Here is a 13,566-nt window from a genome sequence, read left to right as displayed (position 1 = left end):
ATCAGGCGCCTTCCTCGTCCAGTTCGACGGCGAGGCTGGTGCTCGGGCCGGACGGGCCGAGCAGGTCGAGCGCGACCGAACGGGTGCCGGGGCTGACCCGCAGCTGCGCGGGCTGGCCGCAGAACAGCGGCGCCTGGTTGCGGTGGCTGATCCGGCGGACCCGAGAGACAGGGGAGTCGAGGCGCAGCACCTCGGCGAGCGCGAGCGACATCAGCGGCCCGTGCACGACGAGGCCGGGATAGCCCTCCACCCGCGTCGCGTACGGCCAGTCGTAGTGGATGCGGTGTGCGTTCGCGGTGGCCGCGGAAAACCGCATGAGCAGCGTCGGATCGGTGACGAATTCCCAGGTTTGCCCGTCGGTCCGGCGGAACGGCGACCCTGCCGGTTCCAAGGCGGCGCCGGTTTCCGGCACCGCGGGCGACGAGGACGGCCCGGCTTCGCGGTGGAGCATGTCCTGGCGCTCTTCGACGTACGGCGTTCCGTCCAATCCGGACAGTTCCGTGCGCACCTGGACGATCACCAATTTCCCGGACCGGCCGGATTTTTCGGTGACCGAGTCCACAATGGAGCGTCGGCGCACCGTCTCGCCGACCTTCGGCGCACGGTGGACGACGACCTCGCCGCCGGCGAACATCCGCCGCGGCAGGTCCACCGGCGGCAGGAAATCGTCGCGCACAGGATGACCGTCGAGGCCGAGCCGCGACGACACCGGCCAGCGCGGGAGCGCGACCCAATGCCACAGCGGCGGCAGCTCGTCGCCTTCGCGCGGCGCGGGGAGCCCGTTGTCGAAGAGCGCGGCCAACGCGGCGACCGGGCCGGGTTCGACGACTTCTTCGCTGGTGCGGGCGTACGGTTCCCAGGCTTCCGGTTCGGACATGGGTTCCTCGGATCCTGTCTCGGGCGGGGCCGTCGGCTGAACACGTTATCAGGAATGCCGCGGGCAACCCGCTCGAACAGCAGGGACGAGGAGGCGTCGAGCAGAAGGGCTTATGTAATACTTTATCCGGAAGACGTTCGCCGGAGGGGGAGGCTGAGGCGATGCCCGACACCACGGGCGCGGGACCGCGCCGCGGCGGCCCGGCGAACCTGAAAGCGCTGGCCGCGCACGAGATCCGGCGACGGGTCTTCTCCGGCCAGCTGCGCGCCGGGGAGAAGATCGACCAGGAGGCGCTGGCGGACGAGCTCGGCATCAGCAAGCTGCCGATCCGGGAGGCGCTGATCACGCTCGACCACGAGGGCGTGGTGGAACACATCGCCCGCCGGGGCGCGTTCGTCGCGCGGATGACGCGCGACGACATCCGCGACCATTACCGCGTGTTCGGTCTCGTCTCCGGTCTGGCCGCCGAGCGGGCGGCGAAGAATCTGTCGCCGGAAAGCTTGCAGGCCTTGCACGATCTCGCGGACCGGATGGAGTCCGGAGTGGACCGGGCCGAACAGGAACGGCTGAACTTCGAGTTCCACCGCAGGATCAACTACGCCGCCGATTCCCGCCGGCTGGTCTCGATCCTGGGCATCCTGGCGAAAACGGTGTCGCACGGGTTCTACGAGGCGCACGAGGACTGGCCCGGCAAGGCGCACGAAGACCACCGGAAGATCCTGAACGCGCTCAGTGCTCGCTCGGCATCGCGGGCACGGTCCATTGTGGAGAAGCACTTCTCGGACGGCGGCGAGCGCGCGGTCGCTTTGCTGGAACGCCAAGGATTCTGGGACAGCTGACCTCAGGTGTCAGCGTCGCTTGAGCAACTGTGCCAAGTGGACACCGCGCACGCCGGCCAGCTGATCGGCTTGGGTGCGGCAGGAGAAACCGTCGGCAAGGAACACGGCGTCCGGGTTTTCGCGGAGCGCCGGAAGCAGCGCATTCTCCGCGACGGCAACGGAAACGTCGTAGTGGCCGCGTTCCATGCCGAAGTTCCCGGCCAGACCGCAGCATCCGGCGAGAGTGCGCAGTTCCGCGCCGGTCGCCGCGAGCAGGGCTCGGTCGGCCTCGAAGCCCATCACCGAATGCTGGTGGCAATGCGGCTGCGCCACCACTGTGACGCCGGACAGGTCAGGCGCTTGCCAGCCTTCTGTCTTGGCGAGAAGTTCCGCGAGCGTGGTGACCGCGCCGGAAACCGTTGCGGCGTCCGGATCATCGGGGAACAAGTCGAGCAGATCGGACCGCAGGACGGCGGTGCACGACGGTTCGACGCCGACGATCGGCAGTCCGGCCTGGGCGTACGGGCGCAGCGTGTGCACGAGGTCGCGGAGCTTCCGGCGGGCAGTGTCGAGTTGGCCGGTGGTGATCCAGGTCAGCCCGCAACACGGACGCCGCGGCGGGACGAGCACGCGGTATCCGGCATCGGCGAGCACCGCCGCGACGGATTCGGCGACATCGGTGTCCATGCCGTCCGAAAAGGAATCCGCCCATAGCACCACTTCCGGCCCCTGCTCGCGGATCCTGCGCCGGGATCGGGTGAACGAGCGACGGGCGAACCGCGGTGCGCGACGTCGTGTGTCCACTCCGGACAGTGCTAACAGGACCTTCTCGACGGGCCGGATCGACATCAGGGCGTTCACGACGAGCGGGCCGAGCACGGGGATTCGGTGCAGCAGGCGGATCCAGTCCGGCAACCGGCCCAGCGTGTAATGCGAGACCGGACGGAGCCGGTTCCGGTATTTCCGGTGCAGGGCTTCGGATTTGTACTGCGCCAGGTCCACTCCGGCCGGGCAGTCGCTGCTGCATGCCTTGCACGACAGGCAAAGGTCGAGCGATTCGTGCACCGCGTCGTCCGACCATCCGGAGACCAGCGAACCGTTCGCGACCTCCTGCAAGACCCGGGCACGACCGCGCGTGCTGTCCTTTTCGTCGCGAGTGGCGAGATAGGACGGACACATGAAACCGCCTGCCGTGCGGTTGTCCGCACGGCATTTCCCGACTCCGACGCACCGGTGCACGGCGCGGGTGAAGTCGCCGCCGTCGTGCGCGAAGGAGAATCCGCCCGCGACGACCGGGAGCGGATGTGCTTGCGGGCGGCGGAGATCGGCGTCGAGCGGATGGGGCCGGACGACGACGCCCGGGTTGAGCAGATCGCCGGGATCGAAGAGATTCTTGACCGCGCCGAACAGTTCGATCGTTTCCGCCGAGTACATCTGCGGCAGCAGTTCGCCGCGCGCCCGGCCGTCGCCGTGCTCGCCGGAGAACGAACCGCCGTAGCCGACGACCAGTTTCGCGGCGGCGGTCATGAACGCGCGGAACACCGACGCGTCGCGTTCGAGCGGCAGGCCGAGCCGGACGTGCACGCAGCCGTCGCCGAAGTGGCCGTAGGGGAGTCCTTCGAGGCCGAATTCGTCCAGGAGAGCGTCGAAATCCCGCAGGTACGCGCCGAGCCGTTCGGGCGGGACCGCGGCATCCTCCCATCCGGGCCACGCCTGCTCGCCGGTCGGGGTCCGGCCAGCGAGCCCGGCCCCGTCCTCGCGGATCCGCCACATCGCGGCGGCCTCGGCACCTTGCGCCAGCACGACGTGGTCGAGCGCCTGGGAGTCTTTGACCAGGCGTTCGGCGTTGTGCCGGGCCTCGGCTTCCGTCTCGCCGCCGACCTCGATCATCAGCCAGCCGGCGCCGTCCGGGAGCGCGGGCACGGTGCCGCGGTGGTTGCGCACCAGGTCGACCAGCCGCGCGTCGAGCCCTTCGACAGCCAGCGGCCGGTGCGGGAGCAGCCCGGGCACGACGTCGCCGGCGGTCGCCATGTCCGGGTAGCCGAGCACGACCAGCAGCCGCGCGGGGGAGATGTCGACCAGATCGACGGTCGCTTCCAGGGTGACCGCCAGGGTGCCTTCGGTGCCGACCAGCGCGCGGGCGAGCGACCGGCCGTTCTCCGGCAGCAGGTGCTCGAGCGAGTAGCCGGACACCTGACGGCTGAACCGGCCGAACTCGGTGCGCAGCAGGCTGAGCCGGGTGTCGATCAGCTCGGTGAGGCCCGGCACCGCGTCGGAAGGGCCAGCGGTGAACTGGCGTCCGATGCCGTCGACCACGCTGAGTTCGCGAACGTTGTCCGCGGTCCGGCCGTACACGATCGCGTGCGGACCGCAGGCGTTGTTGCCGATCATGCCGCCGAGAGTCGCGCGGGCGTGCGTGGACGGGTCGGGTCCGAAGCGCAGTCCGTGCGGCGCGGCGGCGCGCTGAAGGTCGGCGAGGATCACGCCAGGCTGGACGACCGCGGCCCGCGCCCGGGGATCCAAGTCGACAATGCGGTTGAGATGCCGCGAAAAGTCGATCACCACGCCCGGCCCGATCGCGTTGCCCGCGACCGACGTGCCCCCGCCGCGACTGGTCAGCGGAACGCCGTGGCGGCGGGCTATTTCGAGAGTCGCGAGGACGTCGCCGGTGTCCCTCGGCAGCACGACGACCTGCGGGACGACGCGGTAATTGGACGCGTCGGTGGAGTACTCGGCGCGGCGGCGGACGTTGGCGTGCGCCTCGCCGCGCACGTTCGCGCGGAGGTCGGCGAGCAGGTCAGTTTCGGTGGGCATCCCAGTGCTGAATTTAGGTGTTTGAAACAGTGTCGTCAATCCGTACGCTGGCCCGATGACCTCGGGACGGAGGGGACCGCCGCCGGAACTGGCCCGGGTGCGGCGGGTGAGCGTGGTGGACTCGCTGGTCGAGGAGATGACCCGGAAAATCCTCGGCGGCGAATGGCCTCCCGGGACCGTCCTGCCATCGCTGCGTCACTTCGCGGCCTCCGCCGGGGTGTCGATGCTGACCGTCCGGGAAGCAATCAGGACGCTGCAGGCGCGCGGCTGGGTCGAGACGCGCCAGGGGGTCGGCACGTTCGTGCTGGAACCCGAGAGCAGCAGTTTCGTGCCGTGGCAGCTGGGTGCTTCGGACGCAGCCGAGTACCGCGAGCTGGTCGAAGCGCGGGAGTCGATCGAAGCGACCATCATCGCACTGGCCGCCCGCCGCCGGACCGCCGCCGAGCTGGCGGTCTTGACGGACCTGGTCGACCGGATGGCGGCGGCGCTGACCGACCGTGACCGTTTCCTGGAAGCCGATGCCGAGTTCCACGTCGCGCTGGCGGAAGCCGCGCACAACCGGATCCTGCTGCGCAGCATGCTCGCGATCCGCCTCCCGCTGCGCCGCCTGATGGCCGACCGGCTCCGCGAAGAACTCGCCGAACACGGCGATCTCACCCGGTCGTGGGAGGACCACCGGGCGATCGCGGAAGGCGTCCGGTCGGGCACGCCGGAGCCAGGACATGCCGCACTGGCACGAATCGCCGCCCGCGCGCGGTCCTATGTGGACTCGACGCTGCCGGGTTTGCCTGCGCGCCGTCCGGGTAACCAGACTCGCGACGCCGGGAGGTGATCGAAATGGCCACGCACGTGGACGAAGAACTGTGGACGGAATTCCACCGGGTGGTGAACATGACCTCGCGAGAGCTGGCCGACTGGCTGCGCACCCGGGAGGCGGGCCCGGAAACCGAACCCCTGCCGGACCGGGCGGGCCCCGCGACCGGCCGGAAGGTGCTGTCGATCCTGGGCAAACGCAAGTCGGACGTGAACGACAACGACGTCGAGGTGATGCGCGACGTGGTGGACCGAGTGCACGCCTCGCGCCGCGACGACCTGGAACCCGTAGCGGGGGACGCGGGATGGCGGCAAGGGTTGATGTCGCTGGGGCACGACCCGGTGAAGCCGGTGCGGAGCTGATCTGGCTCCGCCGCGGACGGCTGCCGGGGTCAGGTGCCGTGACGGTTTCGCTGGCCGGGCTCCGGCGAGCCGCCCGGCGTTCGTCAGCTCAGGCGTCGGCGGCGATCGGTATCGGGGGAGCGGTTCCCTCGAGTCGTTGCTTGGTGTGACTGCGCTGCGTCTTGAGCTGTTTGGTGTGACGGCGCTCGGTCTTGAAGCGAGCGGCTCCGGCCAGGGAGCGCGTGTCTGCCCTGCCCGGCGGCCCCGGCCCGCGAAGGCCGCCCGGCAGCGGGAAATCCGGCACAGCACGCGTGAGCCCCTGGCCTCGGTGCGCCCCCGGGACGCACCGAGGCCTGGGGTTCTTCCCCTCGGCCGGTGGTTCGTGGTCAGCCGCCTGCCATGGCTCCGATGATGAGGAACGGTTCGGCTCCGGAGAGGACCGGGGCGGGCAGGGCGGTGTCCGGGGCGGTGTTCGACAGGTCTTCCTCGCACGCGAAGAACCGCACGAACGCCCGGCGTTTGCCGGTGGTCGTGTCGCGGACCGTGCCGCGCAGTTGCGGGTACGCGTGTTCCAGCGCGTCCAGCAGGGCGTCTCGCGTCGGCGGGTCTTCTACCGGCAGCTGGATTTCGCCTTCGACCTTCGCCAGGCGGCGCAGGTGAGTGGGCAGCTTGACGCGAACGACGGTGGTCATCGCAGGGTTTGCACCTCGACCGAGCACACCGCGGGCAGGTCGCGCACGATCGGGGTCCAGCTGTCGCCCGCGTTGTTCGACGCGTAGACCTGTCCGCCGGTGGTGCCGAAGTAGATGCCTGCCTCGTCGCAGGTGTCGACGGCCATCGCGTCGCGCAGGATGTTCACGTAGCAGTTCTCCTGCGGCAGGCCCGCGGTGAGCGGCTCCCATTCGTTGCCGCCGGTGCGGCTGCGGTACACGCGCAGCTTGCCCTCCGGCGGGTAGTGCTCGGAATCGCTGTGGATCGGGACCACGTACACCGTTTCCGGTTCGTGCGGGTGCACTGCGATCGGGAAGCCGAAGTCGCTCGGCAGGTTGCCGCTGATCTCCCGCCAGTTCTCGCCCGCGTCGTCCGAGCGCATGACGTCCCAGTGCTTCTGCATGAACAGCACGTCCGGCCGGGACGGGTGCAGGGCGATCCGGTGCACGCAGTGCCCGACCTCGGCGTCCGGGTCCGGGATGCCGTCGGAGTGCAGGCCGCGGTTGATCGGCTGCCAGGTTTCGCCGCTGTCGTCGCTGCGGAACGCGCCCGCGGCGGAGATCGCGGCGAACATCCGCTTCGAGTTCTGCGGGTCGAGGATGATCGTGTGCAGGCACAGCCCGCCCGCGCCCGGCTGCCAGCCCGGTCCGGACGTGTGCTTGCGCAGCCCGGTGAGCTCGCGCCAGCTCTTCCCGCCGTCGGTGCTGCGGTACAGCGCGGCGTCCTGCGCTCCCGCGTAGACCGTGTCCGGGTCGGTCAGCGACGGTTCCAGGTGCCAGATCCGCGTGAACTCCCACGGTTTCGGCGTTCCGTCGTACCAGAGGTGGTCGCCCGACCCGCCCTCGTAGGCGAAGTCGTGGTCGACCTGGTTCCAGGTCTTCCCGCCGTCGTCGGAACGCTGGATCAGCTGACCGAACCACGACGTGGACTGCGACGCGTACAGCCGGTCGGGATCCGCGGGCGAGCCGGCGAGGTGGTAGACCTCCCAGCCGCCGAAGTGCGGCCCGTCGACCTCCCAGCGCGTGCGGCCCTCGTCCGAGGTGAGGATGAACGCGCCCTTCGGCGCTTTCCTTGAAGACGTACTCAGCGCTACGTCGTCGCGAGGTGAGCGAGCCCATGACCATCCCTGCATGCCAGACCCCGAAGGGGTCCGCACTGTCGAGCTGCATCGAGAGCATGGCAGAGGGGTGGATCACCTCGGAAGACCTGTGCCCGGCGTGCACCCGTTCATTCATTGCCGCGCTCGACGGCGTCGCGGGCCCGCTTGACTGGAGCCGCGGCTACCGGCGGCGCGCGGAAGGCACCGAGAGCCGATGACCGCCCTCGTGTGTAACAGACCTCGCGGGCGTCGCGATCCCTCTGTGTACCGCGCAGAAGGGGGCATCGTGGGGGGCGACTCCGACAGACCGAGGTCCCTCACTTCCCGAGCGGTCTCGACCCTGCTGGCGATCCTCGTCGTCGCATTCGGGCTGACCAGCTTCTCACCGCCGGTCGACCCGGCCGCGCGATCGGCCGCCTTGACGCCGGCCGATCGCGACCAGGTGACGTGCGACCGCGCCGCGGTGATGAACCGGCAGCTCGACCAGCTCGGCCGCAGCGGCTTCACCTGGACCATCGCCGAGCCGCCGTATAAGGGCCTGTGGGGGCTGGTCGACCTGTACGGCACCATGCAGGTGCGCGTGTCACCGCGGACCCCGTGCAATCTCATGGTCGACGTGGTCAACCACGAGTGGATGCACACACGCCAATGGTCGAAGTACGGCCACCGCACCATCCAGGCGTACGGCGACGGCCTTGAGCCCGTCGCCGACTGCGGCTCGAAACTGCTGGGCTCGACGTTCACGCCCTATCTCAGGGACCGCGGTTTTGGCTGCACCGACTCCGAGCTAGCGTCCGCGCGGTCACTGCTCGGCCGGACGGAGAGGTAGCGCTAGCTCAGCGCGACGTGCCGGAGTGCCGCATCTCTTCGTATGCGTCGCGCAGATCTCGCGCTTCGCTCATCTTGCGCGCCTCGACCTGGTCCACCACTTCCTCGGCTCGCCAGTAGTTCGAGGGGACCACGCGGCCGGACGCCAGCGCAGAATGCGTCGCGCCGACCGCTTCGTCGAGCCGGTCCGTCGAGATCAGCGCTAGCGCCAGGTCGAGGTTCGCCGAGGCGACGCGCCGCGGCCATTTGCCGTCCGGGGTCTGGCGTTCAAGCCGTTTGATGATCTCGCGCGCGAAGGTCTCGGCGGCCGGGTCGCCAGCCCACGCCAGCGTCGTGGCCATGTAGGCAACGGACTTGTTTGGGTCGTACCGGTAGTGGTGCTCCGGCCGGTCTGGCACCTTCAGCGGCGACACGAGCGTGGCGACCCGGCTCAGCACGGTGTACATCTCGCGGCGGTCGCCGAGCCGCGCCAGCGCGCGCCCTTCCTGCGCGGACGCCTGGATCTCGATCGAGCTTCCGCGCGGCGCGAATGCCTGCGCCCGCCGAGACAGGTCGAGCGCGCCGACATAGTCCTTCTCCGTGAGAAGGTGCCATGCCTCCGTCTCGTACCCCCACGCGCGAATCTCGTCGTGGCCCGCGTCTCTGGCGAAATCGTGCGCGTTGCGGAGCCTCGCGCGCGCCGCCGCGGTTCGGTTGAGATCGATGTTCACTGTCGCGGAAAGCAGCGAGAGCCAACCGCCGACGACGAGCAATCGCCGGTGCTCGGACAGCGTCATCCGGGAGTCCATGAGCCGGGAAACGTAGTCGATGTACCCGCGGATCCGTGGTGCCAGCAGTGACGGCGAGGTGGTCGCGTAGGCGATCGCGACGTCGTCCACGATGGCCTCCAACTGGCACAGCGTCGCGTTGCCGACGTCGCTCGCCGCGACGCGTTGCGACAGCTCCAGCGCGGCTGCCTCGTCGTCCTCGGCGTTGCTGCCGACCGGTCGCAGCGCCGACGCGCTCGGCGGCGGCTCGGGCGAAAACCGGTCGCTGTCGCCGTTGATGTGCGCTTCGAGCTCGGCGCGCGAGATCTCCAGCTCGCGCGCGAGCCGCGGCCGGACGTGCAGCGCCGGAGACGATGCTCCGCTTTCCCAGTAGCGCACGGTCCGCTCGGAAACCTCGACGCGCTCTGCCAGCTGCTCTTGCGTGATGCCGATCGCTTCGCGCGCCCGCCGCAGTCCCGGCCGCCCCACCGTCATGCGTAGTCCAATCGTGCGACGTTTGATCACTTCTGCCCACAACGTAACCGCTGGTCAAGCGTACCCGTTGCCGGTTGGTTGCCGGTCCTTGCCGGACTGCTTCCTGGTCAAGCCGCCGAGCACGCCGCAAGGTCATCCGAGGTGTTCGGGCCAGCCCTACCACCGGACTGGGGAGAAGGTGACGACGTGGATATCGGGATGCTCGGCGTGGCGCTGGTCGCCGAGGTCGCAGCCATAGCCGTTGCCGCGTACGTGATCGGAGTGGCTATCAAATGGGCGTCGAAGTTCAAGCATGCACGGCAGCGGCAGAAGCGCCAGCGGCGGCAGCGGATTGCCTGCCGGTTGGTCGAGGAGGCGCGGACCCGATGACCGGGCTTTCCCTCCATGACCTCTTCCGGGAGCTGCGCTACCACAAGTGGACGCTCTACCTCTTCGGCAGGTCAGACTCGCCGACGCTGTTCGCCGCGACCTTCGAGTGGCTGACGTGCACGGACGTGCTCATCATCCGCAGCGAGGAAAGCGCGACCGCGTACCGGACGCCGCGGTTCCCCGGCACCGACGTTTTCCGGCCAACGGTGGTGTCCTGGCAGTACGGCGCCGACCCGGTGTGGACGATGCGGGCCGTGCTCACGATCAGCCCGCCGGGGTCGGCGGACGCGCCATTTCAAGTCCTCCGGCCGGCACCCGGCTCCGGCGTGCCCGCCGACATCGGCCGCCCGGTCACGATCCGGCCGACCGGCCTTGTCCAAGACCCCGCGCCGAAACGAGCGCGGCGACAGTAGAACCGACAGATGGAGGCAACAATGAGCATGGCGTCTTTCGCCGATGGCAAGCACGACAAGGGTGACGACGACTCCAAGACCGATCACCTCGGCAAGGGTTCCGACGGCCACACGACAGAAAGCGGCACCGACAAGTGACGGATTCCTCCACCCACGCGGGCGTGCGCGCCCTGGTGGCGGAGCTGGGCCGGACGGACAACCTGCCGTCCGGCCTCGGCCCGCTGCTCGAAGCTGTTCCGCGCGAGCACTTCATCCCCACTCGCGGATGGGTCAAGCGCGTACCCATCGACCGCCGAGCGGATCCCGAGACCTGGCGCAGCGCCGTCTACTCGGATGTCTCCATCGTGGTCCAGTACGACGACGGCCGCACCGAATGGCCGGAAGCTGGCGACTACCCCACCTGCTCGGCCTCGCAACCCTCGGTCGTGCTCGGGATGCTCAATGAGCTGGACGTCCAACCGGGCATGTCGGTCCTCGAAATCGGCACCGGCACCGGCTACAACGCCGCGCTGCTCGCCGAGCTGGTCGGCGCGGGCGGCAAGGTCACGACGATGGAGATCGACGCTCAGCTAGCCGAGTGGGCCGAAACCGCGCTGCTCGACTTCGACTGTGTGAACACCACGGTCCTGGCCCAAGACGGGGGCCTCGGCTCCAGCGACGACGGCCCGTTCGACCGCGTCATCGCTACCGCGGCCGTGCACCTGGGGCACGTGCCGTACGCGTGGGTAGAGCAGACTCGGCCCGGCGGCATCATCCTCGCTCCGGTCCGCGGAGACCTCGCCGCCGGGCCGCTCGTGCGTTTCACCGTCCACGACGACGGCACCGCGACCGGCGAAACGCTGCCAATGGGCGTGGCGTTCATGGAGTCCCGCACTCGCCGCTCGCCGGACGTCCCGGACGAACTCCCGGAATGGGACACGCAAGGGGCCAAGATCTCCGAGTACAGCACCGCTGTTGCGCCGTGGCCGCTATTGGACGAGCCCTCGGCGCGGTGGGCGCTGGCCGTTGCGATGCCCGGATGCCGCGCAGGAATCCGGAAACGAGAGCACGGCGACGAGGCGTGGTTCCGCGATCCCGTAACACATTCGTGGGCATCGGTCTGCGCGACCGCCGACGGCCGATACCACGTCCGGCAGGCAGGCATCCGAAAGCTCTGGTCGGAAGCACTCGCCGCGCGCCGCTGGTGGCACAGCCAAGGTCGACCGTCCATTACGGACTGGAAATGGACCATCACCCGCGAAAGCCAGAGCATCACGCTCCGGTAGTCAGGCCAGTTTTCGCCTGCACAGCCCCGCCCCGCCGCGCAGCCACCTCCCTCGGTAGCGCGGCGGGGCGGTTCCATGCTCCGGGCTAGTCCTGGTCGAGCTTGGCGACCGGCACGACGCGGCGACGGACGAGCACGCTGCTCACGACGGACAGGATCGCGCCGACCGCGGACACGATCACGTTGATGGTCTGGTCCGGGATCACCCACCAGCCGATGGCGACGACGGCGACGAGGACCAGGCGCACCGCCTCGGCGATGCTCACCGGCTCGGTGTCGACGCGGCTCGGCTGCTCCGGGGCGGTCACTGCGCGACCGGCTTCAGCTCGGCGAGCTTGGCGTCCACGCCCTTGAGCGTGTCCACGAGCCACTGGCGGAAGTTGACCAGCGACACGTCACCCTGCTTGCCGTCGCCGTTGAGGTCGGGCGTGTTGGCCACGATGGAGGCCATCCACTTCATGTCGGCGTAGATCTGGGCGATTGCCTTGCCCTGCGTCAGCGAGCCTTTCCCGTTGGCGAGCCACGTTTCCGAGGCGTCGGTGTACAGGCCCTTGACCCACGTGTAGAGCTGCTGCTGCTGGGTGTCGGTGAGCTGCATGAGGAAACCTCCAGTGGTGTTGTTGTTGGCGGCGGTGACGCGGGCGCGGAACCCGCTCATGTCGAAGTTGGGGTCGCTCTTCCGGCCGCGCGGCGAGCACACCTCCTTGTGGCCGAGCACGGCCGAGACCGGCAGATCGAACGCCGCGCACAGCGCGCGGCAGAGACGGGCGTAGGCGTCGATCTGGTCGTCGGGCCAGTCGTCTACGCCGGTCGCCTCGGCCTCGATCCCGATGGCGTAGGCGTTGCCCCACGACGAATTGAGCACCGCGCCGGCGTGCCAGCACAGCCCGGCGGCGACGACGTACACGGTGCCGTCGCGGCCGAGCACGTAGTGCGCGAGCGGACCGGCGAGGTCGGCGCGGCCGTTCTGAACGACGCCGAGCGAGGGCGCGGTGCCCGTGGCCGGGCCTGCGGTGTGGTGGCAGACGACGGCGCGGACGCCGGACATCTGGCCGTGCCCGCGGGTCTTCCAACCGGACTGCTCGACGACGCGCAGCCCCGCGGACCGCGCGATGTCGGCGAGCGTGGTCAGCATCATGGGTCAACCTCCGAGGATGAACGTTGCGAGTGCGCCCGCGGCACCGCCGAGCGCAGTCCCGCCGCCGAGAGCCATCCACACTTTTCGTTCCAGGGAACGGATTCGGGTTTCGTGGTCGCGGTCGCGGGTTTCGATTGCGTCGATTTTCTGCACCAGCTGTTCAGTGAGCGCTTTGGTCTGTAGCACCTGGTCGTAGATCTCCCGGTTGGTGATGGTGACGCCGTCTGCTCCGCGGCGATCGTCGGCGCTCATCGGTTGGTCCCCGCGTCCCTCACGGTGAACTGGCGCGCGTCGTCGGCCGCCCCCCTGATTGCCCAGCTGCCGCCGCCGTTCCCGGCGGTGATGTAGGCGCACACCCGGACCGTCGCCTGACCGTTGGCCAGACCCAGCCCCGCCAGGAAGCTGCCCTTCACCGGGCACGTCAGCTGCGCGTAGTGGAACTTGCTGCTGCCCCAGACCGGAAGGAGGTAGGTGCGGACGAGGGGGCTGCTCGTGCTGGCAGACGCTCCGTTCGCGATGCGGAACGTGAAGTTCATGTACGGGTTTGCCGCAGTGGCGGTGACACAGCCCTGCCACTCGAACTCGTACTGCCGGCTGACGTCGAGCGTGAACGTCTGCGAGTCGGCGGCCGTCTCCGTCCCGCTGCCCGACGCGCCGTCTGCGGTGTACACCGTCTGCGCCACGATGCCGAGCGCATAGCCCTTGGCGTCGTTGACGGCGAACTTCGATTCCACGTCCAGAGCAAGGTTCTTGACCTGGTCCGGGCCGTTCGGCGGTTCGGTGAGCGCCGGGTAACGGAACCCGTAGATCGGTGTGGTGAAAGGCATTCCGGGTTCCTC

At 69.3% G+C, this 13,566-nt stretch carries 17 protein-coding genes; 8 read left to right on the top strand and 9 right to left on the bottom strand.

Features of this window, described 5'->3' with window-relative positions; genetic code table 11:
• Position 1 precedes the first annotated feature (1 nt).
• Positions 2 to 877: an FAS1-like dehydratase domain-containing protein gene (locus DMP23_RS00370; RefSeq protein WP_337819768.1), complete on the bottom strand. Its 876-nt coding sequence runs from the start codon at positions 875 to 877 to the stop codon at positions 2 to 4.
• A gap of 161 nt (positions 878 to 1,038) precedes the next feature.
• On the opposite strand from DMP23_RS00370, the gene DMP23_RS00365 reads away from it, so the two are divergent.
• Positions 1,039 to 1,716, top strand: coding sequence for a GntR family transcriptional regulator (locus DMP23_RS00365; protein ID WP_337819767.1), 678 nt, complete (start codon positions 1,039 to 1,041; stop codon positions 1,714 to 1,716).
• 9 nt (positions 1,717 to 1,725) lie between these two features.
• Here DMP23_RS00365 and DMP23_RS00360 read toward each other — a convergent pair whose 3' ends face one another.
• Complete coding sequence (locus tag DMP23_RS00360; protein ID WP_337819766.1) at positions 1,726 to 4,509, bottom strand: FAD-binding and (Fe-S)-binding domain-containing protein; 2,784 nt, start codon at positions 4,507 to 4,509, stop codon at positions 1,726 to 1,728.
• 55 nt (positions 4,510 to 4,564) lie between these two features.
• Between DMP23_RS00360 and DMP23_RS00355 the strand changes: the two genes are divergently transcribed.
• Both DMP23_RS00355 and DMP23_RS00350 read left to right on the top strand, forming a co-directional pair.
• Positions 4,565 to 5,341 (top strand): FadR/GntR family transcriptional regulator, encoded by a 777-nt coding sequence (locus tag DMP23_RS00355; protein ID WP_337819765.1) that lies wholly within the window; start codon positions 4,565 to 4,567, stop codon positions 5,339 to 5,341.
• 5 nt (positions 5,342 to 5,346) lie between these two features.
• The gene (locus DMP23_RS00350; protein ID WP_037819851.1) at positions 5,347 to 5,685 is read left to right on the top strand and encodes a DUF3140 domain-containing protein; all 339 of its coding nucleotides are present in this window, start codon (positions 5,347 to 5,349) and stop codon (positions 5,683 to 5,685) included.
• Between the two features lie 365 nt (positions 5,686 to 6,050).
• Here DMP23_RS00350 and DMP23_RS00345 read toward each other — a convergent pair whose 3' ends face one another.
• Complete coding sequence (locus tag DMP23_RS00345) at positions 6,051 to 6,356, bottom strand: MoaD/ThiS family protein (protein ID WP_275291770.1); 306 nt, start codon at positions 6,354 to 6,356, stop codon at positions 6,051 to 6,053.
• Positions 6,353 to 7,507, bottom strand: a complete 1,155-nt coding sequence (locus tag DMP23_RS00340) for a WD40/YVTN/BNR-like repeat-containing protein (RefSeq protein WP_337819764.1) — start codon at positions 7,505 to 7,507, stop codon at positions 6,353 to 6,355. The genes DMP23_RS00345 and DMP23_RS00340 overlap by 4 nt, the downstream gene beginning before the upstream one ends.
• Between DMP23_RS00340 and DMP23_RS00335 the strand changes: the two genes are divergently transcribed.
• Both DMP23_RS00335 and DMP23_RS00330 read left to right on the top strand, forming a co-directional pair.
• Positions 7,492 to 7,692 (top strand): hypothetical protein, encoded by a 201-nt coding sequence (locus tag DMP23_RS00335; protein ID WP_337819763.1) that lies wholly within the window; start codon positions 7,492 to 7,494, stop codon positions 7,690 to 7,692. The genes DMP23_RS00340 and DMP23_RS00335 overlap by 16 nt on opposite strands.
• Positions 7,689 to 8,303 (top strand): hypothetical protein, encoded by a 615-nt coding sequence (locus DMP23_RS00330; protein WP_337819762.1) that lies wholly within the window; start codon positions 7,689 to 7,691, stop codon positions 8,301 to 8,303. The genes DMP23_RS00335 and DMP23_RS00330 overlap by 4 nt, the downstream gene beginning before the upstream one ends.
• Before the next feature lie 7 nt (positions 8,304 to 8,310).
• On the opposite strand, the gene DMP23_RS00325 is transcribed toward DMP23_RS00330, so the two are convergent.
• Entirely contained in the window at positions 8,311 to 9,543 is a 1,233-nt protein-coding gene (locus DMP23_RS00325; RefSeq protein ID WP_337819726.1) for a helix-turn-helix transcriptional regulator, read from the bottom strand.
• 186 nt (positions 9,544 to 9,729) lie between these two features.
• On the opposite strand from DMP23_RS00325, the gene DMP23_RS00320 reads away from it, so the two are divergent.
• The 3 genes from DMP23_RS00320 (at position 9,730) to DMP23_RS00310 (ending at position 11,590) form a co-directional block, all read left to right on the top strand.
• Positions 9,730 to 9,912 (top strand): hypothetical protein, encoded by a 183-nt coding sequence (locus tag DMP23_RS00320; protein ID WP_337819725.1) that lies wholly within the window; start codon positions 9,730 to 9,732, stop codon positions 9,910 to 9,912.
• Positions 9,909 to 10,325, top strand: coding sequence for a hypothetical protein (locus DMP23_RS00315; protein ID WP_337819724.1), 417 nt, complete (start codon positions 9,909 to 9,911; stop codon positions 10,323 to 10,325). Before DMP23_RS00320 ends, DMP23_RS00315 begins: the two co-directional genes overlap by 4 nt.
• A gap of 134 nt (positions 10,326 to 10,459) precedes the next feature.
• Positions 10,460 to 11,590, top strand: coding sequence for a methyltransferase domain-containing protein (locus DMP23_RS00310; RefSeq protein ID WP_337819723.1), 1,131 nt, complete (start codon positions 10,460 to 10,462; stop codon positions 11,588 to 11,590).
• Between the two features lie 85 nt (positions 11,591 to 11,675).
• On the opposite strand, the gene DMP23_RS00305 is transcribed toward DMP23_RS00310, so the two are convergent.
• The 4 genes from DMP23_RS00305 to DMP23_RS00290 are packed head-to-tail and all read right to left on the bottom strand — an operon-like array spanning position 11,676 to position 13,554.
• Positions 11,676 to 11,897, bottom strand: coding sequence for a hypothetical protein (locus DMP23_RS00305; protein WP_337819722.1), 222 nt, complete (start codon positions 11,895 to 11,897; stop codon positions 11,676 to 11,678).
• Complete coding sequence (locus DMP23_RS00300) at positions 11,894 to 12,727, bottom strand: N-acetylmuramoyl-L-alanine amidase (RefSeq protein ID WP_337819721.1); 834 nt, start codon at positions 12,725 to 12,727, stop codon at positions 11,894 to 11,896. The genes DMP23_RS00305 and DMP23_RS00300 overlap by 4 nt, the downstream gene beginning before the upstream one ends.
• Positions 12,728 to 12,730: 3 nt before the next feature.
• Positions 12,731 to 12,979, bottom strand: a complete 249-nt coding sequence (locus DMP23_RS00295) for a hypothetical protein (RefSeq protein ID WP_337819720.1) — start codon at positions 12,977 to 12,979, stop codon at positions 12,731 to 12,733.
• On the bottom strand, positions 12,976 to 13,554 hold the full coding sequence (locus tag DMP23_RS00290) for a hypothetical protein (RefSeq protein ID WP_337819761.1): 579 nt from the start codon (positions 13,552 to 13,554) through the stop codon (positions 12,976 to 12,978). The genes DMP23_RS00295 and DMP23_RS00290 overlap by 4 nt, the downstream gene beginning before the upstream one ends.
• Between the last annotated feature and the right edge of the window lie 12 nt (positions 13,555 to 13,566).

Origin of the sequence: Amycolatopsis sp. A1MSW2902 (assembly GCF_017312175.1) — a bacterium.
Taxonomy (GTDB): Bacteria; Actinomycetota; Actinomycetes; order Mycobacteriales; family Pseudonocardiaceae; genus Amycolatopsis; species Amycolatopsis nivea.
Note: the sequence above shows the minus strand (reverse complement) of the source record. Positions and strands in the feature narration are given on the sequence as shown.